Here is a 23,782-nt window from a genome sequence, read left to right as displayed (position 1 = left end):
CACCACGGTAGAAAGCGGCGGGGGCGGACGACAAGAAACAAGGGCTGCGCGTATGTGCAGCATCGCTGCGTTCACGTCGGCGCAAACGCATCATCGCTGCGTGAAAAGGGGTTTGCCGCGCACTCATTCGGGCGCCGCCTGGGTCGCGCCCGCTTCCGGGCTCTCGGGGAGGAGATGCGAGAGCACCATCACGCTGATCGTCTTCCGGATGAAGGGCTCGGCGCGGATCCGCTCCAGCACCTCCTCGAAGTGCTCCACGTCCCGCGCCCGTACGTGCAGCAACGCGTCCGCCCCGCCGGTCACCGTCATGGCCGCCGCGATCTCCGGATGGTTGCGGACGACCTCCGCCAGGCGCCGCGGCGGGGCCGCGCCCTCGCAGTACACCTCGACGTACGCCTCCGTGCGCCAGCCCAGCGCGAAGGGCCGCACGGTCGCCGTGAACCCGGTGATCACCCCGGTCTCCCGCAGCCGGTCCACGCGCCGCTTGACCGCCGTGGACGACAGCCCGATCGCCGCGCCGATCTCGGCGAAGCTGGTCCTGGCGTTCGCCATCAGCGCGGTGATGATCTTCCGGTCGAGGTCGTCGAACGACGTGGCCCTGCTGTTCATGCGGGCACTGTAATCAGCCGTGCCCGCGACCGGGTCTACGACTGGGTGGCGACCATCGCGAGTGTCAGCAGCCCGAGGACCACCCAGCCGAACCACAGCCAGCCGTTGCTGCCGAGCGCGACGGTGTAGGCCGTCACGACGACGAGCCCGCCGACGGTCATCGCCCCCATCGCCTTGGTGGAACCGTTCGTGGAACCGGGCATCGCGACACCCTCCTCATGGTCCGTCCACCACCATGGTGCCCCGGTTTCCGCCCGGAAGGCATACCGCGTACTCAGCCCTCGCGCGCGTTGAGGGAGGCCAGATAGGCGTTGTACGCCGCCAGCTCCTTGTCGCCGTCCCGGTCCGCGGCCCGGTCCGTGCGCCTGGCCTGCCGCTGCTCGGAGCCGTACCACTGGAACAGCAGCGCGATCAGCACCAGCACGGACGGGATCTCGCTGAACGCCCAGGCGATGCCGCCGGCCGCGTTCTGGTCGGAGAGCGCGTCGATGCCGAGCGAGGCGGGCGGGTTCCGGAACGTCGCCACCATCGGCGTGGACCCCATCATCAGCGCGATGCCGAAGAAGGCGTGGAACGGCATGCCCGCGAACAGCTCCAGCATCCGGATCAGGTAGCCCGGCCGGTGCGGCCCGGGGTCCACGCCGATGATCGGCCAGAAGAACACGACGCCCACGGCGAGGAAGTGCACCATCATCGCGGCGTGCCCGGTCCTGGAGCCCATGAGGAAGTCGAACAGCGGGGTGAAGTACAGGGCGTACAGGCTCGCGATGAACAGCGGGATGGTGAACACCGGGTGCGTGATCACCCGCATGTAGCGGCTGTGCAGCAGCGCCAGCAGGAGCTCGCGCGGGCCCGTGCGGCCCCGGCCGGCGGGCGGCAGCGCGCGCAGCGCCAGGGTCACCGGGGCACCGAGCAGGACCAGGATCGGCGACAGCATGCTGATCACCATGTGCTGCACCATGTGCACGCTGAACATGACCATGCCGTAGTCGTTCAGCCTGGTGCACATCATCAGGGCGATGGTGAGGACACCGGCGACGTACGACACGGTCCGGGCGGCCGGCCAGGAGTCCCCGCGCCGCCGCAGCCGCACGACACCCCATCCGTACAGGGCCAGCCCGGCCAGACAGGCGACGAGGAAGAAAGGGTCGGCCGACCAGTGCAGCCCCCGCCCCAGCGTGAACGGCGGCAGGTCCATCGTCATGCCGTGGCCGCTGTGATCCATCCGCCGGCTCCTGATTCGTGGGGGTTGTACGCGTCTGTCCGCCCACAAGAGTAGAACCGCCCCCGGTCAGCGCCGTGACCGGGGGCGGGTGGTCGTGGGGCGGACTACAGGACGCACTCCGCCTCGTCGTACCGCTCCGCGGGCACCGTCTTCAGGGTCTCCACGGCCTGCGCCAGCGACACCATCACGATGTCGGTGCCGCGCAGCGCGGTCATCCGCCCGAACTCGCCCCGGTGCACGGCCTCCACCGCGTGCCATCCGAAGCGCGTGGCCAGCACCCGGTCGTACGCCGTCGGCGTGCCGCCCCGCTGCACGTGCCCGAGGATGACCGGCCGTGCCTCCTTGCCGAGCCGGTGCTCCAGCTCGATCGAGAGCTGCCGCGCGATGCCCGCGAAGCGCTCGTGGCCGTAGATGTCCTTGCCGCCCTCGTCGAAGTCCATGGCGCCGGGCCGCGGCTTGGCCCCCTCCGCGGCGACCACGATGGCGAACCGCTTGCCCGCCTCGAACCGCGCGCCCACCTTCCGCGTCAGCTCGTCGATGTCGAAGGGCCGTTCCGGGACGACGATGGCGTGGGCGCCGGCCGCCATGCCCGAGTGCAGCGCGATCCAGCCGGTGTGGCGGCCCATGACCTCCACGATCAGCACCCGCTGGTGGGACTCGGCGGTGGTCTTCAGCCGGTCCAGCGCCTCGGTGGCGACCCCGACCGCCGTGTCGAAGCCGAAGGTGACGTCCGTGACGGCGATGTCGTTGTCGATGGTCTTCGGCACGCCCACGATGGGCAGCCCGTTGTCCGACAGCAGCCGGGCCGCCTTCAGCGTGCCCTCGCCGCCGATCGGGATGATGGCGTCCAGGCCGAGTTCCGCGACATGGCCCCGGGCCCGCTCGACACCGTCGCGCAGATGCTCGGGGCGGACCCTGGAGGAGCCGAGGATGGTGCCGCCGCGCGCCAGGATGCCGCCCACGGCATCGAGGTCGAGCTTCATGTAGTCGCATTCCAGGAGGCCCTTCCAGCCGTCCCGGAAACCGATGACCTCGTCACCGTGGTCGGCCACGGCACGGTGCACGACGGACCGGATGACGGCGTTCAGGCCGGGGCAGTCGCCGCCGGACGTGAGGACACCAATGCGCATAGCCCGAAATACCTTCTCAACGTGGGCCGGGAAACCGGACCACGTCGTCCGGCGGATTCCCGGCCACCCTACCGGCGTGAGGGGGTGGCTCCGTAGCGGGCGTCCGCCTGCTGGACGCGCCCGCACATGTGAGCGGACGAGCCGTCAGGCGGGCCCGTCACGAGCCTGCCGGAAAGCGCTGAGAGGCCCCTGACGCGAGCCTTACGCGGGCTGCTGCGCGGCCGCGATGCGCTCGTTGCGCAGCGCCTCGTACCAGCGGTCGTCGACCGGCGGCAGCGCGTTGACGTCGAGCGCCAGCTTGAGCAGCAGGTCGGCGATCTGCGGGTTGCGGGCGAGGACCGGGCCGTGCATGTACGTGCCGAAGACGGTCCCGTTGTACGCGCCCTCGGTGCCGTCCCCGGTGCCGTTGCCCTTGCCGATCCGGGTGCGGGCGAAGGGGCGGGCGCTGGCGCCGAGGTGGGTGACGCCCTGGTGGTTCTCGAAGCCCGTCAGCGGGGGCAGGCCGAGCTGCGGGTCGATGTCCGCGAGGACGTCACCGACGCACCGCTCGCCCTCGCCGCGCACCGACGTGACGTCGAGCAGGCCGAGGCCCGGCTCCCGCTGGCCGAGGTCGTTGATGAACTCGTGGCCGAGGATCTGGTAGCCGGCGCAGACCGAGAACACGATCGCGCCGTTCTCCACGGCCCGGCGCAGATGGCCGTCGCGCCGCAGCCGCTCGGCCGCGAGCCGCTGCGGCCGGTCCTCGCCGCCGCCGATCAGGTAGATGTCACCGGACGTCGGGATCGGCTGGTCGCTGCGCACGTCCAGCCGGGCCACGTCCAGGCCGCGCTGCCGCGCCCGGCGCTCCACGACGAGCGCGTTGCCCTGGTCGCCGTAGGTGCTCAGCAGGTCGGGATAGATCCACACCAGCCGCAGTTGGTTGTCGCTCATGAGGTGATCGCCCTTCGAAGATCAGTTGCCGACGCGGCGGCGCAGGTCCTGGAACGCGGTGTAGTTCGCGATGACCTCGATGCGTCCCGGCGGGGCCGCCTGGACGGCCTGGTCGAGGTTGTCGCACACCTGGAACTGCTGGTTCGCGACTTCGAGGCGGACGGCGAGGTCCAGCTTGCGGTCGCCGACCACGAAGATCGGGTGGCCGGTCAGCCGCGTGTAGTCGACGTCCCACAGCCAGGAGGTGTCGGTGCCGTCGGCTCCGCGCGCGTTCACGGACAGGATCACCGGGGTGGGCGGCGGGTCGATCAGGGAGAACGTCTCCAGCCAGCCGGCCGGGTTCTTGGCCAGCAGCAGCCGGAGGTCACGGTCCATGAACTGGACGACGTCGTACCGGCCGGCCACGGCCTGCACCTGGTACATCCGCTCCAGGGCGACCTGCGGAGGCACCCCGAAGACGGCGGCGACGGCCGCGGAGCTGGCCGCGTTCGCCTTGTTGGCCCGGCCCGGCAGCTGCAGGTGGATCGGCCAGGCGGAGCCGTGCGGGTCGAGTACGTGGTCCCCGGACAGTGCCCAGCTCGGCGTGGGCCGCCGGAAGCCGCACTCGCCGCAGAACCAGTCCTCGCCCGGGCGCTGCATCACGCCACCGCAGGACGGGCAGGACCAGGCGTCGTCCTTCCACATCTGGCCGGCCGCGACCCAGATCACGTTGGGGGAGGAGGACGCGGCCCACACCACCAGCGGGTCGTCGCAGTTGGCGACGATGACGGCCTTGGAGCCGGCCAGGCCCTCGCGCCAGTTCTCGGCGAGCATCCGGGTCTCGGCGGCGCGGTCCAGCTGGTCCCGGGAGAGGTTCAGCAGGGCGATGCACTTCGGGCCGGTGTCCCGGGCCACCCCGGCCAGGTACTTCTCGTCGACCTCGATGACACCGAACTTCGCGTCCGAACCGCCGGCCAGCGCCGAGGTGATGCCGGCGGGCATGTTGGCGCCGAGCGCGTTCGACACCACCGGACCGGCGGCGCGCAGCGCCTCGGCGATCAGCCGGGTGGTCGTGGTCTTGCCGTTGGTGGCGGACACCAGGATGACGTCCAGGTTCTGGGCGAGCCGTCCGAGGAGGTCGGGGTCGAGTTTCAGCGCGACCCGGCCACCGATCACCGACCCGCTGCCGCGTCCCGCGGCACGCGATGCCGCGGCGACCGCCTTGCCCGCGGTCACGGCCAGCTTGGCCCGCGGCGAGAGCGGGTCCGAGTTGCCTGCCATCAGTTCTCGATCCTCCTTGCGTACGCGCCGCGCCTGGGGCCATCCGGCAGCGTGGTGTGGACCTCAGCCTATCGAGATCCATTCGCACACCCGAATCGCGGCCCACGCCTCGCGGCGGGCATGGGCCGAACGAACCGTACCCTTGCCGCCATGCGACACCGTCCGATCCCGGGCGCCCACGGGCGCGTCCGGCCCCTTTCCCTGCTCGGGGACCCCGTTCTGCACGAGCCCTGCGCGGACGTCACCGATTTTGGCCCCGAACTCGCCGCACTCGTGGAGGACTTGTTCGCGACCATGTACGCGGCCCAGGGGGTGGGCCTGGCCGCGAACCAGATCGGGGTGCCTTTGCGGGTATTCGTCTATGACTGTCCCGACGACGAGGACGTCCGTCACCTCGGCCATGTGGTCAACCCGCGCCTGGTGGAGACGGACGGCGTGGTGATCCGGGGCCCGGAGGGCTGTCTGTCCCTGCCGGGCCTGGAGGCGGGGACGGAACGGTACGACCACGCGGTGGTCGAGGGCTTCACGGCGGCCGGGGAACCGGTCACCGCGCACGGCACGGGGTTCTTCGCCAGGTGCCTCCAGCACGAGTGCGACCACCTGACGGGCACGGTGTACGCCGACCGCCTGACGGGTCTGCGCGGCCGGCGGCTGCGGCGGCGGATCGACCGGGCCGCCTGGCACCGGGCGGGGGACCGCACCGGAGCCCAGGGCCTCTCGTTCGGATGATGCCGGGCTCGCGGGGTCTGGCACCGTCCCTCGCCGCGTTGTCGTCGGTCGCCATGGCTCCGCCATGCCGCCCTTCTCCGCCTGCGGGGCCGCTGCGTATGCGCGCGATCCCCGCGGCGCCGGGCGTCCGGGCCGCCCTCGCGGCCGCCCCCCGCTGCCCGAAAGGCGTGGGCGGTGCCCCCACAGCAGACCCCGCTCCCTCGTCCGGCCTGATCCGAACGGAAGACCCCGGGCCCTGCCGTCAGAAGCCCGGGCCGCCGACCCGGTCCCCGGCCGCCGCGAGCCGGCCCCACAGCAGGTCGGCCAGCGAGCGGACCAACTCGGCCCGGGAGCACGGCCGCTCGCCCAGCCACCAGTCGCCGGCCGCGTGCATCATCCCGACGATCCCGTGTCCCCAGACCCGGGCGAGCTGCTGACTGCCCGGCCCGAGGTCCAGCCGGTCCTCGATGACCTGAGCCAGCTCCTCGCCCATCCGGCGAAGCAGCGGAGCGCTGTGCTTGCCGACGTCGAACCCCTGGTCGCCGCCGGTGCTGCCCTCCGCCGGGTGCATGAGGAACCGGTACACCTGGGGCCGGGCCTCGATCGCCGCGAGATAGGTGTCAAGGGTGGCCTCCACCCGCTCGCGCCGCTCGGCGGGCGCGTCCAGCGCGGCGCGCAGCGAGTCCAGCAGCGCGTCCGTGTGCCGCTTGGCCAGAGCCGCGTAGAGGCCGCCCTTGTCGCCGAAGTGGCGGTACAGGATCGGCTTCGTGATGCCGGCTTCCGCGGCGATGGCGTTCATCGACGCCTGCGGGCCGTCGCGCAGCACCACCCGGTCGGCGGCCTCGAGCAGCTCGCGCCGTCGGCGGTCGGCGGACCGCTGCTGATCGGTCCGCTGCGTGGTGTCCATGTGGTCTCCCCACCCGTGCTGATTCGGTGACGCCTGCGCAAACTAACACTGTCCGCGCCCGCGACATCGAACGGGATGCCGAGGCGTCATCAGGAGTTGACTTTTCCTACTGGTCGGTAACACACTCGCGTTACCGCTAGTAACATCACTGGTAAGACCGCACGTACCGCCGCTGGAGGGGACATGGCCGAGTTCACCATGGAGCTCAACGACGAACAGAAGGAGGTCCGGGAGTGGCTGCACGGCTTCGCGGCCGACGTCATCCGCCCCGCGGCCGCCGAATGGGACGAGCGTGAGGAGACTCCCTGGCCGGTCATCCAGGAGGCCGCGAAGGTCGGCATCTACTCCCTCGACTTCTACGCGCAGCAGTACTTCGACCCCACCGGCCTCGGCATCCCGATGGCCATGGAGGAGCTGTTCTGGGGCGACGCGGGCATCGCCCTCTCCATTGTGGGCACCGGTCTGGCCGCCGTGGGCGTTCTCGCCAACGGAACCGAGGAACAGATCGGCACCTGGATCCCGCAGATGTACGGCGACCAGAACGACGTGAAGGTCGCCGCCTTCTGCTCCTCCGAGCCGGACGCCGGCTCCGACGTCGCCTCCATGCGCACGCGCGCGGTCTACGACGAGGCCAAGGACGAGTGGGTGCTCAACGGCACGAAGACCTGGGCGACCAACGGCGGCATCGCCAACGTCCACGTCGTCGTCGCCGTCGTCGACCCCGAGCTGGGCTCCAAGGGCCACGCGTCCTTCATCGTCCCGGCCGGCACGCCGGGGCTCGCCCAGGGCCAGAAGTTCAAGAAGCACGGCATCCGCGCCTCGCACACCGCCGAGGTCGTCCTCGACAACGTCCGGGTCCCCGGCTCCTGCCTGCTCGGCGGCAAGGAGAAGCTGGACGAGCGGCTCGCCCGGGCCCGGGAGCGGGCCAAGGCGGGAGGCGAGCGGGTGAAGAACGCGGCCATGGCCACGTTCGAGGCCTCGCGGCCCGCCGTGGGCGCGATGGCGGTCGGCACCGCCCGGGCCGCGTACGAGGTCGCCCTCGACTACGCGAAGACCCGCGAGCAGTTCGGCCGGCCCATCATCGACAACCAGGGCGTGGCCTTCCAGCTCGCGGACATGCGGACGCAGATCGACGCCGCGCGGCTGCTGGTCTGGCGGGCGTCCTGGATGGCGGTCAACGGCAAGCCGTTCACGGCGGCCGAGGGCTCCATGTCCAAGCTGTTCGCCAGTGAGACGGCGAAGAAGGTGACCGCGCAGGCCATCCAGATCCTGGGCGGCAACGGCTACACCCGCGAGTACCCGGTGGAGCGGATGCACCGCGACAGCGCGATCTACACCATCTTCGAGGGCACGAGCGAGATCCAGCGCCTGGTCATCGCCCGCACCCTCGCCGGGATGCCGATCAGGTAGCGCTCCGGCGTCCGGATGCCGATCCGGTGACGACGAGGGGCGCGGGTGCCGGCACGACCCCGCGCCCCTCTGCGGTCATGGGCGGTCGTCCGCGGTCATCCGTGCCGCAGCGGTGTGAGCTGCTCGATGTCGTAGCGCCGCCGGAGTCGCTCGATCGCCTCGCGGTCCGGCGGTCCGCCGTTGCCCAGGATCTCCAGCAGCTCCTCGAAGTAGCGTTCGTGGTCCGGCGGCGGGGACGCCTGGAAGAACATCCTCGCCGGCGTGTCCGTCGGATTGGCGAACGCGTGGGGACAGCCGGGCGGTACGACGATGACCGTGCCCGGAGTCGCCCGGACCACCCGGTTGCCCGAACTCGACTCCCAGCGCCGCCAGTTGTCGGGGGTGCGGATGCGCGGCTCGAAGGCGAGCACGTCCAGTTCGCCCTCGAGGACGTAGAACAACTCCTCGCTGCGCGTGTGCACATGGGCGCCGACGTCGAACCCCGGCGGCACCTCCACCTCGAAGGTGGAGGCCATGCGTGAGTGCGTGCCGGTGACCTTGAACGTCACCCGCTGGGCCGGTGTCTCGACGACCCGGCCGTGGCCCGGCGGCACCAGCAGCCCTTCGGTCGGCGCCGCCTCCTGGGCCGCCGTGGCTCCCCGTGCCGCGGGCCCTTCCGGTACCGCCAGCCCCTCCGTCGTGGTCATCGCCGGCTCACCACGTCACCGGCAGGGCCGCGGGCCCGCGGATCAACGCGCCCTTCCGGAAGGGCACCTGGGCCGGCGCCACGGCCAGCCTGAGACCCGGCACCCGGTCCAGCAGGGCGTCCACCAGCAGTCCCGACTCCAGCCTCGCCAGCATGCCGCCGGGGCAGTAGTGCGGGCCGCAGCCGAACGCCACATGGGGATTGGGGCTGCGGGAGACGTCGATGGTCTCCGGGTCGCGGAAGACCTCCGGGTCGCGGTTGGCGGCCAGGTAGGAGACGTAGACCGCGTCCCCGGCCCGGACGCGGACGCCGTGGATCTCCACGTCCTCCAGGGCGATCCTGGACAGCCCGACGGCGTTGCGGTGCGGGATGTACCGCAGCAGCTCGTCGATGGCCTTCGGTCTGATCCCCGGGTCGGAGCGCAGCCGCGCGGCCAGTTCGGGACGGGTCAGCAGCAGGTAGAACATCTGCCCGCTGTTGTTGGTGACCGCCTCGCCGCCGATCTGGAGCAGGACCGCGAGGCCGACGGCCTCCTCCAGGGCGACCTCCTGACGGCCCGCGGCGGCGCCGAGCAGCGAGGCCACGTCCTCGCCCGCGCTGTTCTCGCGCAGGGCGATGAGATCGCGGAAGTAGGCGCTCATCTCGCGCTTGGCCCTCTCACTGAGCTCCTTGCCGTGCGCGGAGGACAGGATGAGCTGGGTCCATGTGTGCATGCTGTGCCGGTCGGCGGCCGGCACGCCCATCAGCTCGCAGATCACCGCGATGGGGAAGGGGCTGAGTACCGCACTGGTGAGGTCGGCGGGCGGCCCGTCCTGGAGCAGCTCGTCCACCAGCTCGTCCAGCATCGCGCGCGCCTTGTCGCGGATCCGCTCCACGCCCCTGGCGGTGAACGCGGCGGCCACCGAGCGGCGCAGCCGGGTGTGGTCGGGCGGGTCGAGGAAGCCGACCGCGCCCCGGTCCGGGATGAAGTGCGGGGCGAGCCGGGTGACCTGCTTGCCCATGACGGCCTCGCGGCCGAAACGCGGGTCGTTGGCCACCATGCGCACGTCGTCGTACCGGGTGACCAGCCAGGCCCAGCCCTCGCCGTTGGCGAGCTGTACGCGGGTGACCGGGCCCTCGTTCATCAGGTCGGTCAGCACCGGGTCGAAGTCCGTCCCGGCCAGGTCGACCGCCGGCCAGTGCCGGACCGGGGGCAGGGTCTCGGTGAGGGTCTCTTCGGTCATCGTGTCTTCTCGCCGTCCTGGACCCAGCGGCCCACGGTCATCTCGGCGGTGATGCCGGGACCGAACCCGGCCAGCAGCCCGCGTGCCCGGTGCTCGGCACCGCCCTCGTCGAAGAGCCGGCGCAGCGCGTCCAGGACGACGGCGCTTGCGATGTTGCCGTACTCGGTGAGCGTCGACCGGCTGAACCGGAACGCGTGCGGTTCGACCTGCAGGAACTTGCTGAGGTCGTCGAGTATTCGGGGCCCGCCCGCGTGGATGATGTAGAAGTCCAGGTCGGAGGCGTCCCAGCCGTGGTTGCCCGCGAGGTCCTGGAGCGCCGGGGCGAGCGGCTCCATGGTGGCCGGCACCCGCTTGTCCAGCAGGAAGTGGAAGCCGGTCGCCCGGACGTCGTACGCGATCCAGTCCTCGGTCTTCGGGATCAGGTACGAGCCGTTGCGCTCGAGCTGGACGCCCGTGCCGCCGCGGCCGCGCACCACGGCGGCGGCGATGCCGTCGCCGAACAGGCCGTTGGACAGCAGCGAGCCGACGCCCAGGTCGGTGGGCTGGTAGCACAGCGAGCAGAACTCGCAGGCCACGATGAGGGCGTTGGCCTCGGGGTAGGCCGAACAGAAGTCGTGGGCCCGGTTGATGGCCGCACCGCCGGCCGCACAGCCCAGCTGGGCGATGGGGAGCTGCCGGGTGGTGCTCGAGAAGTCCATCTCGTTGATCAGCCACGCGGTGAGCGAGGGCATCATGAAGCCCGTGCACGACACGTAGATGATGACATCGATGTCGGTTGTCAGGAGCTCGGCGTCGTCGAGCGCCCGCTGGATCACCGCGGGGACGCGAGCCTTGGCCTCCGCCTCGTAGAGCTTGTTGCGGTCCTCGAAGCCCGGATGCTTCAGGGTTTCCTCGATGGGCTGCACGATGTGCCGGGTGCGGACGCCCGTGTTCTCGATCAGCCGGAGGGCCAGCGGGAGCTGCGGGTGGTCCGCGTGGTGCAGGCGCGCCAGCTCCAGCGTCTCCTCCATCGTGATCACATGCTCTGGTACGGACACCGAGGGTCTGCACAAAGTCGCCATGAGCCGTCCCTGCTTTCGCCGTCCGGCAGGCTTTCGCCCGCCGGTCAGAAGGTGGTCCACCCAGGTTCACCCGACGGGGCGACGATCTCGCGCCGGACTACTCCGAACCGGTGACAAGGGGTCAGGGACGACCACGCTGTGAAACCCCCCGGAGGGGCTACGGCGCCCCGCTGCTGTGGGCGATGCACGCCACGTCGATGCGGTCCGCGAGCTTCGCCAGTTCGATGGTCAACGCGGCCACCGTGTCCTCGTCGAGCTGCTCCCCGGCCTCGACCAGATGCAGCCACCGCCCGCCCACGGTCCGCAACAACTTGCTCACGTCGGCCGCTGCCACCTGCAAGGTACCGCGGTCGTCGACGATCAGAGGCAGGGTCACTTCGCGGTTCACAATCGGGATGTTAGCCGCGCGGTCCTCACGCACCCTGCCAAACCGTGGTGATGTTGCAGAACTCCCGGATTCCGTGCCCGGACAGCTCACGTCCGTAGCCGGAGCGCTTCACCCCGCCGAAGGGGAACGCCGGATGGGAGGCCGTCATCCCGTTCACGTACACGGCTCCCGCCTCCAGGTCCCGGGCGAACCGCTCCACCTCGCGCTCGTCCCGGGTCCACACGTTCGAACTCAGACCGAACGGCGAGTCGTTGGCGATGAGCACCGCCTCGTCGAGGTCACCGGCCCGGTACAGCGTGGCGACCGGCCCGAAGGCCTCCTCACGGTGGATGCGCATCTCCCGGGTGATGCCCGCCAGCACGGTCGGCGGGTAGTACCAGCCCGGGCCGTCCGGGCGCTCGCCGCCGCAGAGCACCTCGGCCCCACCGCGCTTCGCGTCGTCGACCAGCTCCTCAAGATCCCTGCGCCCCTGCTCGCTGGAGAGCGGCCCGACCTCCGTGTCCTCCTCCAGCGGGTCGCCCGTCCGCAGCGCCTTCATGCCCGCGACGAACCTCTCCGTGAAGGCGTCGTACACGTCGGTGTGCACGATGAACCGCTTGGCCGCGATGCACGACTGCCCGTTGTTCTGGACGCGGGCGGTCACGGCGACGCCGGCCGCGCGGTCGAGGTCGGCTGAGGGCATGACGACGTACGCGTCGCTGCCGCCCAGCTCCAGCACCGTCTTCTTGACCATCTCGCCGGCGGTGGAGGCGACGGCCCGCCCGGCCGGTTCGCTGCCGGTCAGCGTCGCGGCCTTCACCCGCTCGTCGCGCAGGATGTCGTCCACCGCGGCCGATCCGATCAGCAGCGTCTGGAAGCAGCCCTCCGTGAAGCCCGCACGGTGGAACAGGTCCTCCAGGTACAGCGCCGTCTGCGGGACGTTCGAGGCGTGCTTGAGCAGGCCCACGTTGCCGGCCATCAGCGCGGGCGCGGCGAAGCGGATCACCTGCCACAGCGGGAAGTTCCAGGGCATCACGGCGAGCACCGGACCGAGCGGCCGGTAGCGGACCCGGACCCGGGAGGCACCGGAGTCCCGCACGTCCTGCTCGGGCGGCTCCTCGTCGGCCAGCAGTCCCTCCGCGCGTTCGGCGTACCAGTGCATCGCCTTGGCGCACTTGGCGGCCTCCGCGCGGGCCTGCTTGACCGGCTTGCCCATCTCGGTGGTCATCACCCGGCCGATCTCCCGCTGGTCCTCGTCCAGCAGGTCGGCGGCCCTGTTCATCATGTGCGCGCGTTCGGCGAACGGGGTCGTCCGGTACGTGCGGAACGTGGCCTCGGCGAGCTGGAGCCGGCGCTCCAGCTCCTCCTCGCCCATGGCCTCGTACGTCTTGAGCGTTTCGCCGTTCGCCGGGTTCACCGTCGCGATGGGCATGGCTGACCTCCCTGGGAGCGGGCTTGCTTCGACCTTCGCGCGCGACACCGCCCGTCGCAACGCGTACGCCGCTGTTCAGGCCGAGTGCTCCGCCAGCCGGTCGAGAAACGCCGTCTGCGCCGAGACGATCACCTCGCGGGCCCGGTCCAGACCGAACCACGCGACCCGGTCCAGCTCCGGGAACTCCTGGGTGCGGCCGGACCTCGGCGGCCACTCCATGGTGAAGGTGCCCGGCTCGATCGTCTCCGGATCCAGGTCCGCCTCCACCGCCCAGGCCGTGACGACCTTGCCGCCCCGCTGTGCGACCTCGCCCAGCGGCACCGCCTCCCCGTCGGGCGGCGCAAGCCCCAGCTCCTCCCGGAACTCCCGCCGGGCCGCCTCCCAGGCGGGCTCGCCGGCGTCGTACTCGCCCTTGACGACGGTCCACGCGCCGGCGTCCTTCTTCGCGAAGAACGGCCCGCCCATGTGGCCGAGCAGCACCTGGAGTCCGTCGTCGGCGCGCCGGAACAGCAGCAGCCCCGCGCTGCGCCGCGTCGCCCTGACCGTCATGGCCTGACCTCCGGGTGGGCCGCCAGCAGGGCCTCGACGGTGTCGGCCTCCTCGGGCCGCTTGTCCTCGCGGTAGCGGATCACGCGGGCGAAGCGCAGGGTGACGCCGGCCGGGTAGCGGGAGGAGCGCTGCAGGCCGTCGTAGGCGATCTCCACGACGAGTTCGGGGCGCACCCTGATCCCCCAGCCGCCGTCCTCGACGGCCAGTTCCCGCAGTCTCTCCGTCTGCCAGGCGAGCATCGCGTCGGTCATGCCCTTGAAGGTCTTGCCGAGCATCGCGAAACCGCCGTCCGGCGTCCGGGCGCCGAGGTGGAGGTTGGAGAGCTTGCCGGTGCGGCGGCCGTGGCCCCACTCGGCGGCCAGCACCACCAGGTCGAGGGTGTGCACCGGCTTGACCTTCAGCCAGGAGGCGCCGCGCCGGCCCGCGCTGTAGGCGGCGTCCAGCGCCTTGACCACCACGCCCTCGTGGCCGCGGGCGAGCGTGTCCGCGAGGAACCGTTCCGCCGCGCCGGCCTCCGCCGGCCCGGACACCACCGTCCTGCGCACCCGCATGGGCTCGGGCACCAGTCGGGCCAGCTCCGCGTGCCGCTCGGCGAACGGCAGGTCCAGCAGGTCGCGTCCGTCGACCGACAGGGCGTCGAAGAACACGGGGGAGACGGGGACCTCGCCGGCCGCCCGCGTGACGTCCGTCCGGGAGCCGACCCGGCCGGCCGTCTCCTGGAAGGAGCGGGGCCGGCCGGCCGCGTCGAAGGAGATCACCTCGCCGTCCAGGATGAACCTCTCGCCCGCGAGACCGAGCGCGGCGGCGCTCACCTCGGGCAGCCGGTCGGTGATGTCGTCCAGCGTGCGGGTGTGGATCCGGACGGTGCCGCCGTCCCGGTGGACCTGGACGCGGATGCCGTCCAGCTTCTCCTCCACCGCGCACGAACCCAGCTTCTCCACCGCCTCGGCGACCGAGGAGGCGCTGTGCGCGAGCATCGGATGCACCGGACGGCCGACGGTCAGCCGGAACCGCTCCAGCGACCCGGGTCCCTCGGCCAGCAGCGCCTGGGCCACCGTCTGCAGCGATCCGGCGAGCATCACCGCCCGCCGGACGTCCGCCGGGTCCGCGCCGGTCGCCCGGGCGAGCCCCTCCACCGCCACCGCGTCCAGGGCGCCCTGCCGGACCTCGCCGGTGAGCAGGCCGCGCAGGAAGCGCTGTTCGGCCTCGGTGGCCGAGCCCATCAGCTCGCCGACGAGCCGGAGCCGTTCCGCCTGGGACCCGGGCCCGGACACCTTGCCCAGCTCGCTGAGCCGGGCGTCGACCTCCCGCACCGTGAGGGCGGGTGCGTCGGCCGGCGGGACCGAACGGCTCAGCACCTTCCAGCCGACACCGAGCCGGCCCTGGGGGAGCCGGCCGGCCAGGTAGGGGATGACGATCGGCACGTCGTCCGCCTCCGCCTCCCGGAACAGCTCCGCGAGCAGGGCGGTCTTGCGGGATCTGGCCGCCGTCGCGGCGACCTCCCCGGACACCTCGGCCAGCCGGGTCAGCAGCATGCAGTCAGGGTGCACCGCGGGGGCGGGGTCTACACCTGCGCACCGGCATCGAGGTCGGCGAAGAGCATCCCCCGTTGATGGCCGCCCCGGCCCGGTAGCCGCGGCCGGCCGCGTTCACCACCTGCTCGCCGAGATGGCCCCGCAGGTGCGTGGACGGCACGTTGCGCGGCTCGCCCGTGTCGATGACCAGCGTGCGCCGCCGGGCCCGGCCCAGCACCAGCGCGGCGGACAGTCCGGCCGCGCCGCCGCCGACCACGACGACTTCGTAGCTCCTGGTCATGTGACCACCTCCGCCGCCGACGGTCGCGCGGAGGCTGCCGTATTGACAAACTTCTTTGCCGATCCTGCAATGAGGTCATGAGCGTCGAACGAACGGGGAGCACGGAGACCGGCGAGAGCACCGATGGCGTTCTGGCGGGCGTCGGGCCGAGGCTGCGGCGGCTCCGCAAGGAGCGGGAGGTGACCCTGGCGGCGCTGTCCGAGGCCACCGGCATCTCCGTCAGCACCCTGTCCCGGCTGGAGTCGGGCCTGCGCCGGCCCAGTCTGGAACTGCTGCTGCCCATCGCGCGGGCCCACCGGGTGGCGCTGGACGAACTGGTCGGCGCCCCGCCGGTCGGCGACCCCGTGGTGCGGGCGAAGCCCGTCGAGCGGAACGGCCGTGTCTTCTGGCCGCTGACCCGCCAGCCCGGCGGCCTGCAGGCCTTCAAGATCATGGAGTCGCAGCGCGGACAGGAGCCGGACCGGCGCACCCACGAGGGCTACGAGTGGCTGTACGTGCTCTCGGGACGGCTGCGGCTCGTGCTCGGCGAGCACGACGTGGTGCTCTCGGCGGGCGAGGCGGCGGAGTTCGACACCCGGGTGCCGCACTGGTTCGGGTCGACGGGGGAGGGGCCGGTGGAGTTCCTCAGCCTGTTCGGGCCGCAGGGGGAGCGGATGCACGTACGGGCGCGGCCCACGCGCAAGTGACGCGGTCTACTGTTCCCTGATCGGCAAGCGACCGCTTAGTATGCCGTCGGAACCCGGTCAGACGAAGCAGTCCCGTGGAGGCCCCGCATGCAGGCATGGCAAGTGCACGAGAACGGCGAGCCGCGCGAGGTGATGCGCCTGGCGGAGGTTGAGCGGCCCACGCCCGGTGACGGCCAGGTGCTGCTGCGCGTACGGGCCGCCAACATCAACTTCCCGGACGCCCTGCTCTGCCGGGGCCAGTACCAGGTGCGGCCCCCGCTGCCGTTCACGCCCGGTGTGGAGATCTGCGCCGAGACCGAGGACGGCCGCCGGGTGATCGCCAACCCCGCGCTGCCGTACGGCGGTTTCGCCGAGTACGCCGTCGCCGACGCCCGCGCGCTGCTGCCCGCGCCCGACTCCCTGGACGACGCCCAGGCCGCCGCGCTGCACATCGGCTACCAGACGGGCTGGTTCGGGCTGCAACGCCGGGCCCGCCTGGAGGCGGGGGAGACCCTGCTGGTGCACGCCGCCGCCGGTGGGGTCGGCAGCGCGGCCGTGCAACTGGGCAAGGCCGCCGGGGCCACCGTGATCGGCGTGGTCGGCGGCGCGGAGAAGGCCGCCGCCGCCCGGGAGCTGGGCTGTGACGTGGTCGTCGACCGGCGCGCCGAGGACGTCGTCGCGGCCGTGAAGGAGGCCACCGGCGGCCGCGGCGCCGACGTGATCTACGACCCCGTCGGCGGCGAGGCCTACGCCCAGTCCGCCAAGCTCGTCGCCTTCGAGGGGCGGATCGTGGTCGTCGGGTTCGCCAGTGGCACTATCCCGAGCCCTGCCCTCAACCACGCCCTGGTGAAGAACTACGCGATTCTCGGCCTGCACTGGGGCCTGTACAACACCAAGAACCCCGAACTGGTCCTGCACTGCCACGAGCGGCTCACCGAACTGGCCGCGCGCGGCGCGATCAGGCCGCTGGTGAGCGAGCGGGTGCCGCTGGAGGGCGCCGCCGACGCCGTGCAGCGGGTCGCCGACGGGGTGACCACCGGCCGGCTGGCCGTGGTCCTGGACAAGGGAGCCGCCGTATGACCGACGCAGCGGAACTGCTCCGCCGTACACAGGAGTTGCTGGCCGCACATCCGCCGGCCGGAACCGGCCGCCTGGAGTTCCTGCGGGCCCGGTTCGACGCGGGCCTGGCGTGGGTGCACTTCCCGGCGGGCCTCGGCGGACTGGACGCCCCACGCTCCCTGCAGGCCGTCGTGGACGCCGAACTCGAGGCCGCCGGCGCCCCGGACAACGACCCCCGGCGCATCGGCATCGGCCTCGGCATGGCCGCGCCGACGATCCTGAAGTACGGCACGGAGGAGCAGAAGCGGCGCTTCCTGCGGCCCCTGTGGACCGGGGAGGAGGTCTGGTGCCAGCTCTTCAGCGAGCCGGGCGCCGGCTCCGACCTGGCCGCCCTCGGCACCCGGGCGGTACGCGAGAGCGGGCAGGACTGGGTGGTCAACGGGCAGAAGGTGTGGACGTCCAGCGCCCACATCGCCCGCTGGGCCATCCTCATCGCCCGCACCGACCCGGACCTGCCCAAGCACCGGGGCATCACCTACTTCCTCTGCGACATGACCGACCCGGGCGTCGAGGTGCGGCCACTTCGCCAGATCACCGGCGAGGCCGAGTTCAACGAGGTCTTCCTGACGAACGTCCGCATCCCCGACAGCCGGCGCCTCGGCGAGGTCGGCGACGGCTGGCGGGTCGCGCAGACCACGCTGAACAACGAGCGCGTCGCCATCGGCGGCATGCGGCTGCCGCGCGAGGGCGGCATGATCGGCCCGGTGTCGAAGACCTGGCGCGAGCGGCCGGAACTGCGCACCCACGACCTGCACCAGCGGCTGCTGAAGCTCTGGGTCGAGGCCGAGGTCGCCCGCCTCACCGGCGAACGCCTGCGCCAGCAGCTCGTCGCCGGCCAGCCCGGCCCCGAAGGCGCCGGCATGAAGCTCGCCTTCGCCCGCCTCAACCAGGAGATCAGCGGCCTGGAGGTCGAACTCGGCGGTGAGGAGGGGCTGTTGTACGACGACTGGACCATGCGCCGCCCCGAACTGGTGGACTTCACCGGCCGCGACGCCGGATACCGCTACCTGCGCTCCAAGGGCAACAGCATCGAGGGCGGGACCAGCGAGGTTCTGCTGAACATCGTCGCCGAGCGCGTCCTGGGCCTGCCGGCCGAGCCGCGCACCGACAAGGACGTCGCCTGGAAGGACCTGGCCCGATGAGCACCCAGCCGGATCTCCTCTACTCCGAGGAGGAAGAGGCGCTGCGCGCCGCCGTCCGCGGTCTGCTCACGGACCACTGCGACGCGGCCGGCGTGATCGCCCGCACCGAGTCGGACGCCCCGCACGACCTCGCACTGTGGAAGTCCCTCGCCGACGGCATGGGCCTGGCCGGGCTGCTGGTGCCGGAGGCACTGGGCGGCCAGGGCGCCACCCACCGCGAGGCCGCCGTCGTCCTGGAGGAGCTGGGGCGTGCCGTCGCCCCGGTGCCCTACCTCAGCAGCGCGGTCGTCGCCATCGAGGCCCTGCTGGCCTGCGGGGACGAGGAGCTGCTCGGCCGTCTGGCGTCCGGCCGGACCATCGGCGTCCTCGCCGTGGGACTGCACACGGCCCCGGGTGCCGGTCATCGCACCGCACGGCTGGAGAACGGCTCGCTGCACGGTGAGCTGACCGGCGTGGCGGACGCCGCCGCGGCCGATGTCCTGCTCGTCCCGGCCGACGACGGCGGGCTGTACGCCGTGGCCGCCGAAGCGGCGGCCGTCACCCCGCAGGTCTCCCTCGACCTGACCCGCCCGGTCGCCACCGTCACGCTCGACGGAGCACCCGGACGCCGCGTCGGCGACGCGGAACCGGCCGTACGGCGGGCCCTGCGGGCCGGCGCCGGACTGCTGGCCTCCGAACAACTGGGCGTGGCCGACTGGGCGTTGACCGAGACCGTGCGGTACCTGAAGGAACGCAAGCAGTTCAACCGGCCGGTCGGCGGCTTCCAGGCGATCAAGCACCGGCTCGCCCAGCTCTGGCTCGAGCTCGTCAGCCTCCGGGCCGTCGCCCGCGCCGCCGCCGACGCCCTCGCGACCGGCGCGGACACCGACGTCACGGTGACCGTCGCCCAGGCCTACGCCGGCCCGGTGGCCGTACGCGCCACCGAGGAGGCGGTGCAACTGCACGGCGGGATCGGGATGACCTGGGAACACCCCGCGCACCTGCACCTCAAGCGGGCCAAGGCCGACTCGATCGCCTACGGCACCGCGGGCGCCCACCAGGAGGCGCTGGCCCAACTGGTCGACCTCCAGGCGCCCTGACACACGGCGCGTGAAGCCCGCCCCACCCGGGGCGGGCTTCTCCGTGCGCACGCCCCGCGCGGCCAAGTGAACAGGGGGCAGCGGTCCGGCCAATTCCCCGCAGGGACGGTCCCGTTGGGCGACGGGCGCACGCATACTCTCCCCGGTCCCGTCCGGCCCTCAAGGGAGGCACCGCATGGCCCTCACCACCCGTCGCAGAGCCCTCACCACCCTCGGCGCCGCCCTCGCGGGCACGATTGCCCTGCCCGCCGTCCAGGCCCGCGCGGGCGGCCGGCACCGCCCGCGCCCGCTGTGGCACGCCCACGCCCACAACGACTACGCCCATCCGCGGCCGCTCCTCGACGCCCTCGACCACCTCAACACCGACGACCTCGCGGGCCTGGAGGCATTCCTCGACGTACACCCGTCCGCCTGACACCACACGATCGGAGGACACGTCAGCCACCCGGACAAACCCTCCGCTACGCCACACTTACGGCCGAACGCCGCTCAAGGGGCGTGGCGGAGGAGGTTGACGATGGCCATTTCCATCTCTGTGGTGCTGCTGCTCCTTATCCTGGCAGTGGTGTTCATCCGCAACGGCGCGCTGAAGATGTCGCACGCCCTGGTCTGCATGCTGCTCGGGTTCTACCTGGCCAGCACCAGCATGGCGCCCACCATCCACAGCGGGCTCACCGCGACGGCCGACCTGGTGAGCAGCCTGCGGCCGTGAGCAGTGAGCCGTGAGGTCAGCCGGAGAAGACCCCGATGCCGTTCGGCACCGGGCGTTCGGCGCCGCCGCTCGGGTGGTTGCGGACCGTCACCCCGCTCGCGCCGTCGTCGCGGGTGACCATCTCGCTCGACCCGCCGCCGTCGAGGTTGAACGCGTCGGAGGCGCCCAGGTCGCGCATGGTGGCCGCCTCCTCGGCGATCGTCAGGCCGGTGCGGGAGTCGTCGGCCCCGTCCAGCGCGAGCAGCAGCATCTGCTGTCCGCCGCCCTTGAAACCCGCGACGGTGCGTACGGCGGAGGCGGTGTCGTCGAGCCCGGACAGCGGCGTGCCGTCGCGGAGTACCGGGTAGCCGCCGATCGCGAACGCGTAGGGGACCTTGGCGGTGGCCGCCACCAGGTCGTGGGTGACGCCCACCGCGTCGCCCACGGCCAGCTCGCGCAGCTCCCGCGCCCCCTGCTCGCGGCCCACCAGCACCGTGGTGTCCGAGGGGATCGAACCGCTGCCCGGAGTGCCGACGGCGCCGACCACCCGGCCGCCGCGCACCGTCACCTCGTAGGTGTCCGTACCGCAGGCCGCCGCCCGGTCGGTGTCCGTGCCGCAGACGGCGCGCACCCGGGAGGCGCCGCCCCACCGGGAGGTGAAGGCGCCCACGGAGTTCTGCGGCAGCGCGTACTGGTTGAGCCCGCCCAGCGGGAGCTTCCCCTGCGGTGTGGTCACGGAGCCGGTGAGGGAGAGGCGGTCCAGGCGGGCCCGCCGGTCGGTGCCCACCCCGAGCACCTCCCGCGTGGTGGTCCCGGGCGGCAGCGCCGGCCCGAACCGCTGGCCCTTCGGCACCGCCGCCTTGAGCACCTGACCGCCCGCGACCGCGGGACCCACGGTCGCGCCGGTGGCCTCGACGCCCGGGTGCTGGGTCTCGGTGATGTCGAAGAAGTCGCCGTTGACACCCGCGACCGCGCCGGCCGTGTCGGCCAGCCGGGACACGGTCGCCCGGGCCGCCACCGCCCCGGGGTACAGCAGGTCCGTACGGACGTGCGGATTGCCCAGGTCGACGGTGAGCAGATGGGCGTGGGTCCGCCCGGCCGCCGCCGTGATGTCGAACTCCCGGTAGGTGACCCCCGGAGCGATCCGCTTGCCCGGTCTGCCGGCCGGTACGGCACCGGCCGGCGCCGCTCCCGTCAGGGCCGCGCCGGCCAGTAGGCCGAACGCCGTGAGAACCGTGAGAACCGATCTGCCCGCCGCCGTCTGCCGCCGAACTCGCGTCACCGCGCCCCCTGATGCCTCGTCAACTGTCACCAGTGCTCAGGGGAAGTGCACCAGACGACGGCGACGTACGGGACGGCTAGGCGTCGACTACGCGAGAACGGGTGAGAAAACGCACGCCCTCGGGTGCCTCCAGCGAGAAACCGCTTCCTCGTCCGGGTACCACGTCCACGATCAGCCGGGTGTGGCTCCAGGCCTCGTACTGGCTCCGTGACATCCAGAAGGTCACGGGCTCCTCGACGCCGTCCACCACCAGCTCGGCCAGCAGCACGTCCGAACCGCCGGTACGGAACTCGCCGTCCGGGTAGCACATGGGGGCGCTGCCGTCGCAGCAGCCGCCCGACTGATGGAACATCAGTGGTCCGTGTTCGGCCCGCAGCCGGCGCACCAGCTCCGCGGCCTGTGGGGTGAGTTCGACGCGGGGCAGTTCCTCTTGCATGGTCACCGTCCTGGAGCACGGGAGCTCGGATCTCATTCAGTCTCACGTGTCGTCAGTGGCGCGTCCAGCGTGCGGGGTTCACGTCCCGGTGCCGCTCAGGCCCGACCCCGGCCCAGCGCCGTCCCCAGCGCCACGTTCCAGCGCCCCGCCCGGCCGGTGAACTCGGTGGCGGTCAGGGGCGGTACGTCGATCCGCCAGAAGGCGGCCTCCGGTGCGCCGAGCACCCGCACCGTCACGGCCCGCACGACCTCCGGCTCGACCACCGCCACCGTGCGGCCCGCGGACCGGGCGGCCTCTTCCAGCCAGCCCCCGACCCGGGCGCACAGAAGGCGCACCGACTCCCCGCCGTGCGGGTTCGCCGCGGGGTCGGCCAGCCACCGGGCCAGCGCCTCCGGCTCCCGGGCGCCGACCTCGTCGAGGGTCCGCCCCCGCCAGCGGCCCATGTCGAGCCCGGCCAGAGCGGGTTCGGCACGTGCGTCGAGACCCAGCGCGGCCGCCGTCTCCCGGCACCGGACGGTGGGGGAGACGAGGACCGGGGCGGCCGGCCGCAGTTCGTCCGCTGCCGACCGGGCGCGCGCGGCGCCGGCCGCCTCGAGTGAGCACCCGTCGTCGAAGCGGGCCTCCCGCACGGCCGGGTTCATCGCCGGTGAGATCAACATCACTCGGGTCGTCATGAGGTCGCTTTCATGGGCAACGGCCCTTTCGGCACGGGGATTTCAAGCGTAGGGCGGCTGCGGGGGCGCACCGCCCCGCACCCGTGCGCCCTTGGCTGCACCCGCGCTTCGCGGTACGTTCGCGACGATATCGACGACGGAATGCGGAAGCCGGTGGGAATCCGGCACGGTCGCGCCACTGTAAGCCCCGTTCACACCACTCCTGGTGCGAGCCGGGCAAGTCAGACCCGCCCGTCGTCCCGTGCACCACCGAGCAGGGACGCGAGTTCCCCAGGAGGTCCTGCCATGGCGCAGTCCGCCGTTCAGCCCAGCACCGACCCCACCGTCATTCCCGCCAAGCTGCCGATCGGCGCCATCGCCCCCTGGGCGGTCTTCTTCGGCGTCCTGATGCTGGTCCTGCTTTACTTCGTCGGCGCCGAACAGGGCGCGACCTCCGTGATGTCCGGCGAGAACGTGCACGAGTGGGTGCACGACGCCCGGCATCTGCTCGGCTTCCCCTGCCACTGACCGGGGCGAGGAAACGTACGAGCTCATGAACTCGGCAACCGTCCGGAATCTGTTGGTGCGTGGCATGCTCGCGGGACTCGCCGCGGGCCTGCTCGCCCTCGTCGTCGCCTACTTCCTCGGTGAGCCGCGGGTCGACTCGGCCATCGCCTACGAAGAGGCGCACTCCCACGAACACGGTATGGAGGCGGTCTCCCGCACGATGCAGTCGACCGCCGGCCTGTCCACCGGCGTGCTGGTCTACGGCATCGCGTTCGGCGGCATCGCCGCGCTCGCCTACTGCTTCGCGCTGGGCCGCATCGGCCGCTTCGGGCCGCGCGCGAGCGCGCTGCTCCTGGCGGCCGCCGGCCTCGTCGCCGTCTACGTCGTGCCCTTCCTGAAGTACCCGGCCAACCCGCCGTCCGTCGGCGACCCCGACACGATCGGCAAGCGCACGACGCTGTACTTCCTGATGATGGTCCTGAGCGTGCTGCTGGCGGTCGCTACGGTGATCCTCGGCAAGCGGCTCGCCCCCCGTCTGGGCAACTGGAACGCGACGGTGGCCGCGGGCGCGTTCTTCCTCCTGGTCGCCGGGCTCGCCTACGCGTTCCTGCCGGCCGTCGACGAGGTCCCCAAGGACTTCTCCCCGAGTCTGCTGTGGCAGTTCCGGCTGGCGGCGCTGGCCGTCCAGGCGACCCTGTGGACCGCTTTCGGGCTGGTCTTCGGCGTCCTGGCGGAACGCGTGCTCACCGCGCAGCGCACGGCCGGCGAGCGGCAGGCCACAGGTCCGCGCGCCCCGGCCGCGCACCACTGAGGTCCCCGGCGCTCCGGCGCGAGGCGTGAGGCGCCGACCCGCTCGCGGGCCGGTGCCTCACGCGTTCGCCGCGGACCCCGCGGCCG

General features: G+C 72.2%; 26 protein-coding genes, 2 pseudogenes and 1 riboswitch. Of the genes and pseudogenes, 10 read left to right on the top strand and 18 right to left on the bottom strand.

The window, feature by feature from the left end:
* Positions 1-123: 123 nt before the first annotated feature.
* From ACFVVO_RS09230 to ACFVVO_RS09205, 6 genes are all read right to left on the bottom strand, one after another.
* A complete protein-coding gene (locus ACFVVO_RS09230) occupies positions 124-609 on the bottom strand; it encodes an Lrp/AsnC family transcriptional regulator (protein WP_390053137.1) in 486 nt (161 codons plus the stop codon).
* 35 nt (positions 610-644) lie between these two features.
* Positions 645-812 carry a hypothetical protein gene (locus ACFVVO_RS09225; protein WP_361122855.1) on the bottom strand — a complete coding sequence of 56 codons (168 nt, stop codon included), beginning with the start codon at positions 810-812 and terminating at the stop codon, positions 645-647.
* Between the two features lie 71 nt (positions 813-883).
* The gene (locus tag ACFVVO_RS09220; RefSeq protein WP_390053135.1) at positions 884-1,834 is read right to left on the bottom strand and encodes a cytochrome c oxidase assembly protein; all 951 of its coding nucleotides are present in this window, start codon (positions 1,832-1,834) and stop codon (positions 884-886) included.
* A gap of 104 nt (positions 1,835-1,938) precedes the next feature.
* Positions 1,939-2,964: a 6-phosphofructokinase gene (locus ACFVVO_RS09215; protein WP_390053133.1), complete on the bottom strand. Its 1,026-nt coding sequence runs from the start codon at positions 2,962-2,964 to the stop codon at positions 1,939-1,941.
* A gap of 201 nt (positions 2,965-3,165) precedes the next feature.
* The gene (locus tag ACFVVO_RS09210) at positions 3,166-3,894 is read right to left on the bottom strand and encodes a type 1 glutamine amidotransferase (protein ID WP_390053131.1); all 729 of its coding nucleotides are present in this window, start codon (positions 3,892-3,894) and stop codon (positions 3,166-3,168) included.
* A gap of 21 nt (positions 3,895-3,915) precedes the next feature.
* Positions 3,916-5,154 (bottom strand): MurT ligase domain-containing protein, encoded by a 1,239-nt coding sequence (locus ACFVVO_RS09205; RefSeq protein ID WP_390053129.1) that lies wholly within the window; start codon positions 5,152-5,154, stop codon positions 3,916-3,918.
* A 150-nt stretch (positions 5,155-5,304) separates the two neighbouring features.
* Here ACFVVO_RS09205 and def point away from each other — a divergent pair, with 150 nt between their 5' ends.
* Positions 5,305-5,883, top strand: a complete 579-nt coding sequence (def, locus tag ACFVVO_RS09200) for a peptide deformylase (RefSeq protein ID WP_390053127.1) — start codon at positions 5,305-5,307, stop codon at positions 5,881-5,883.
* 241 nt (positions 5,884-6,124) lie between these two features.
* Here def and ACFVVO_RS09195 read toward each other — a convergent pair whose 3' ends face one another.
* Positions 6,125-6,769, bottom strand: coding sequence for a TetR family transcriptional regulator (locus tag ACFVVO_RS09195; RefSeq protein ID WP_390053126.1), 645 nt, complete (start codon positions 6,767-6,769; stop codon positions 6,125-6,127).
* Positions 6,770-6,952: 183 nt separating this feature from the next.
* Between ACFVVO_RS09195 and ACFVVO_RS09190 the strand changes: the two genes are divergently transcribed.
* Positions 6,953-8,179 carry an acyl-CoA dehydrogenase family protein gene (locus tag ACFVVO_RS09190; protein ID WP_390053124.1) on the top strand — a complete coding sequence of 409 codons (1,227 nt, stop codon included), beginning with the start codon at positions 6,953-6,955 and terminating at the stop codon, positions 8,177-8,179.
* A 95-nt stretch (positions 8,180-8,274) separates the two neighbouring features.
* On the opposite strand, the gene ACFVVO_RS09185 is transcribed toward ACFVVO_RS09190, so the two are convergent.
* The 8 genes and pseudogenes from ACFVVO_RS09185 to ACFVVO_RS09150 form a co-directional block, all read right to left on the bottom strand.
* On the bottom strand, positions 8,275-8,772 hold the full coding sequence (locus tag ACFVVO_RS09185) for a cupin domain-containing protein (RefSeq protein WP_390053382.1): 498 nt from the start codon (positions 8,770-8,772) through the stop codon (positions 8,275-8,277).
* 100 nt (positions 8,773-8,872) lie between these two features.
* Complete coding sequence (locus ACFVVO_RS09180; RefSeq protein WP_390053123.1) at positions 8,873-10,087, bottom strand: cytochrome P450; 1,215 nt, start codon at positions 10,085-10,087, stop codon at positions 8,873-8,875.
* Complete coding sequence (locus ACFVVO_RS09175; RefSeq protein WP_390053121.1) at positions 10,084-11,148, bottom strand: type III polyketide synthase; 1,065 nt, start codon at positions 11,146-11,148, stop codon at positions 10,084-10,086. Before ACFVVO_RS09175 ends, ACFVVO_RS09180 begins: the two co-directional genes overlap by 4 nt.
* 157 nt (positions 11,149-11,305) lie before the next feature.
* Positions 11,306-11,536 (bottom strand): DUF6213 family protein, encoded by a 231-nt coding sequence (locus ACFVVO_RS09170; protein ID WP_043477773.1) that lies wholly within the window; start codon positions 11,534-11,536, stop codon positions 11,306-11,308.
* 25 nt (positions 11,537-11,561) lie between these two features.
* On the bottom strand, positions 11,562-12,947 hold the full coding sequence (locus ACFVVO_RS09165; RefSeq protein WP_390053119.1) for an NADP-dependent succinic semialdehyde dehydrogenase: 1,386 nt from the start codon (positions 12,945-12,947) through the stop codon (positions 11,562-11,564).
* A 75-nt stretch (positions 12,948-13,022) separates the two neighbouring features.
* On the bottom strand, positions 13,023-13,496 hold the full coding sequence (locus ACFVVO_RS09160; protein ID WP_390053117.1) for an NUDIX domain-containing protein: 474 nt from the start codon (positions 13,494-13,496) through the stop codon (positions 13,023-13,025).
* A complete protein-coding gene (locus ACFVVO_RS09155) occupies positions 13,493-15,031 on the bottom strand; it encodes an ATP-dependent DNA ligase (protein WP_390053115.1) in 1,539 nt (512 codons plus the stop codon). The genes ACFVVO_RS09160 and ACFVVO_RS09155 overlap by 4 nt, the downstream gene beginning before the upstream one ends.
* Positions 15,032-15,161: 130 nt before the next feature.
* A pseudogene (locus ACFVVO_RS09150) lies at positions 15,162-15,311 on the bottom strand (FAD-binding protein); the annotation flags it as partial.
* Between the two features lie 77 nt (positions 15,312-15,388).
* Here ACFVVO_RS09150 and ACFVVO_RS09145 point away from each other — a divergent pair.
* From ACFVVO_RS09145 to ACFVVO_RS09120, 6 genes and pseudogenes are all read left to right on the top strand, one after another.
* Positions 15,389-15,997, top strand: coding sequence for a helix-turn-helix domain-containing protein (locus tag ACFVVO_RS09145; RefSeq protein ID WP_390053113.1), 609 nt, complete (start codon positions 15,389-15,391; stop codon positions 15,995-15,997).
* 87 nt (positions 15,998-16,084) lie between these two features.
* Positions 16,085-17,056 (top strand): NADPH:quinone oxidoreductase family protein, encoded by a 972-nt coding sequence (locus ACFVVO_RS09140; protein WP_390053111.1) that lies wholly within the window; start codon positions 16,085-16,087, stop codon positions 17,054-17,056.
* Complete coding sequence (locus ACFVVO_RS09135) at positions 17,053-18,237, top strand: acyl-CoA dehydrogenase family protein (RefSeq protein WP_390053110.1); 1,185 nt, start codon at positions 17,053-17,055, stop codon at positions 18,235-18,237. Before ACFVVO_RS09140 ends, ACFVVO_RS09135 begins: the two co-directional genes overlap by 4 nt.
* Entirely contained in the window at positions 18,234-19,316 is a 1,083-nt protein-coding gene (locus ACFVVO_RS09130; protein ID WP_390053108.1) for an acyl-CoA dehydrogenase family protein, read from the top strand. Before ACFVVO_RS09135 ends, ACFVVO_RS09130 begins: the two co-directional genes overlap by 4 nt.
* Positions 19,317-19,491: 175 nt before the next feature.
* Positions 19,492-19,671 (top strand): annotated as a pseudogene (locus ACFVVO_RS09125) (hypothetical protein); the annotation flags it as partial.
* Positions 19,672-19,833: 162 nt separating this feature from the next.
* Positions 19,834-20,028, top strand: coding sequence for a hypothetical protein (locus ACFVVO_RS09120; protein ID WP_199209621.1), 195 nt, complete (start codon positions 19,834-19,836; stop codon positions 20,026-20,028).
* 16 nt (positions 20,029-20,044) lie between these two features.
* On the opposite strand, the gene ACFVVO_RS09115 is transcribed toward ACFVVO_RS09120, so the two are convergent.
* From ACFVVO_RS09115 to ACFVVO_RS09105, 3 genes are all read right to left on the bottom strand, one after another.
* Positions 20,045-21,289, bottom strand: coding sequence for a phosphodiester glycosidase family protein (locus ACFVVO_RS09115; RefSeq protein WP_390053106.1), 1,245 nt, complete (start codon positions 21,287-21,289; stop codon positions 20,045-20,047).
* Positions 21,290-21,365: 76 nt separating this feature from the next.
* The gene (locus ACFVVO_RS09110) at positions 21,366-21,725 is read right to left on the bottom strand and encodes a DUF779 domain-containing protein (RefSeq protein WP_390053104.1); all 360 of its coding nucleotides are present in this window, start codon (positions 21,723-21,725) and stop codon (positions 21,366-21,368) included.
* 95 nt (positions 21,726-21,820) lie between these two features.
* On the bottom strand, positions 21,821-22,399 hold the full coding sequence (locus tag ACFVVO_RS09105) for a histidine phosphatase family protein (RefSeq protein ID WP_390053102.1): 579 nt from the start codon (positions 22,397-22,399) through the stop codon (positions 21,821-21,823).
* Between the two features lie 98 nt (positions 22,400-22,497).
* A riboswitch (cobalamin riboswitch) is annotated at positions 22,498-22,649 on the top strand.
* A gap of 35 nt (positions 22,650-22,684) precedes the next feature.
* On the opposite strand from ACFVVO_RS09105, the gene ACFVVO_RS09100 reads away from it, so the two are divergent.
* Positions 22,685-22,906 (top strand): CbtB-domain containing protein, encoded by a 222-nt coding sequence (locus ACFVVO_RS09100; RefSeq protein WP_390053100.1) that lies wholly within the window; start codon positions 22,685-22,687, stop codon positions 22,904-22,906.
* A gap of 25 nt (positions 22,907-22,931) precedes the next feature.
* Entirely contained in the window at positions 22,932-23,696 is a 765-nt protein-coding gene (locus ACFVVO_RS09095) for a CbtA family protein (RefSeq protein ID WP_390053098.1), read from the top strand.
* Positions 23,697-23,782 lie beyond the last annotated feature (86 nt).

The organism is Streptomyces sp. NPDC058145, from assembly GCF_042884245.1.
Taxonomy (GTDB): Bacteria; Actinomycetota; Actinomycetes; order Streptomycetales; family Streptomycetaceae; genus Streptomyces.
This window is presented reverse-complemented; position numbering and strand designations above follow the sequence as displayed.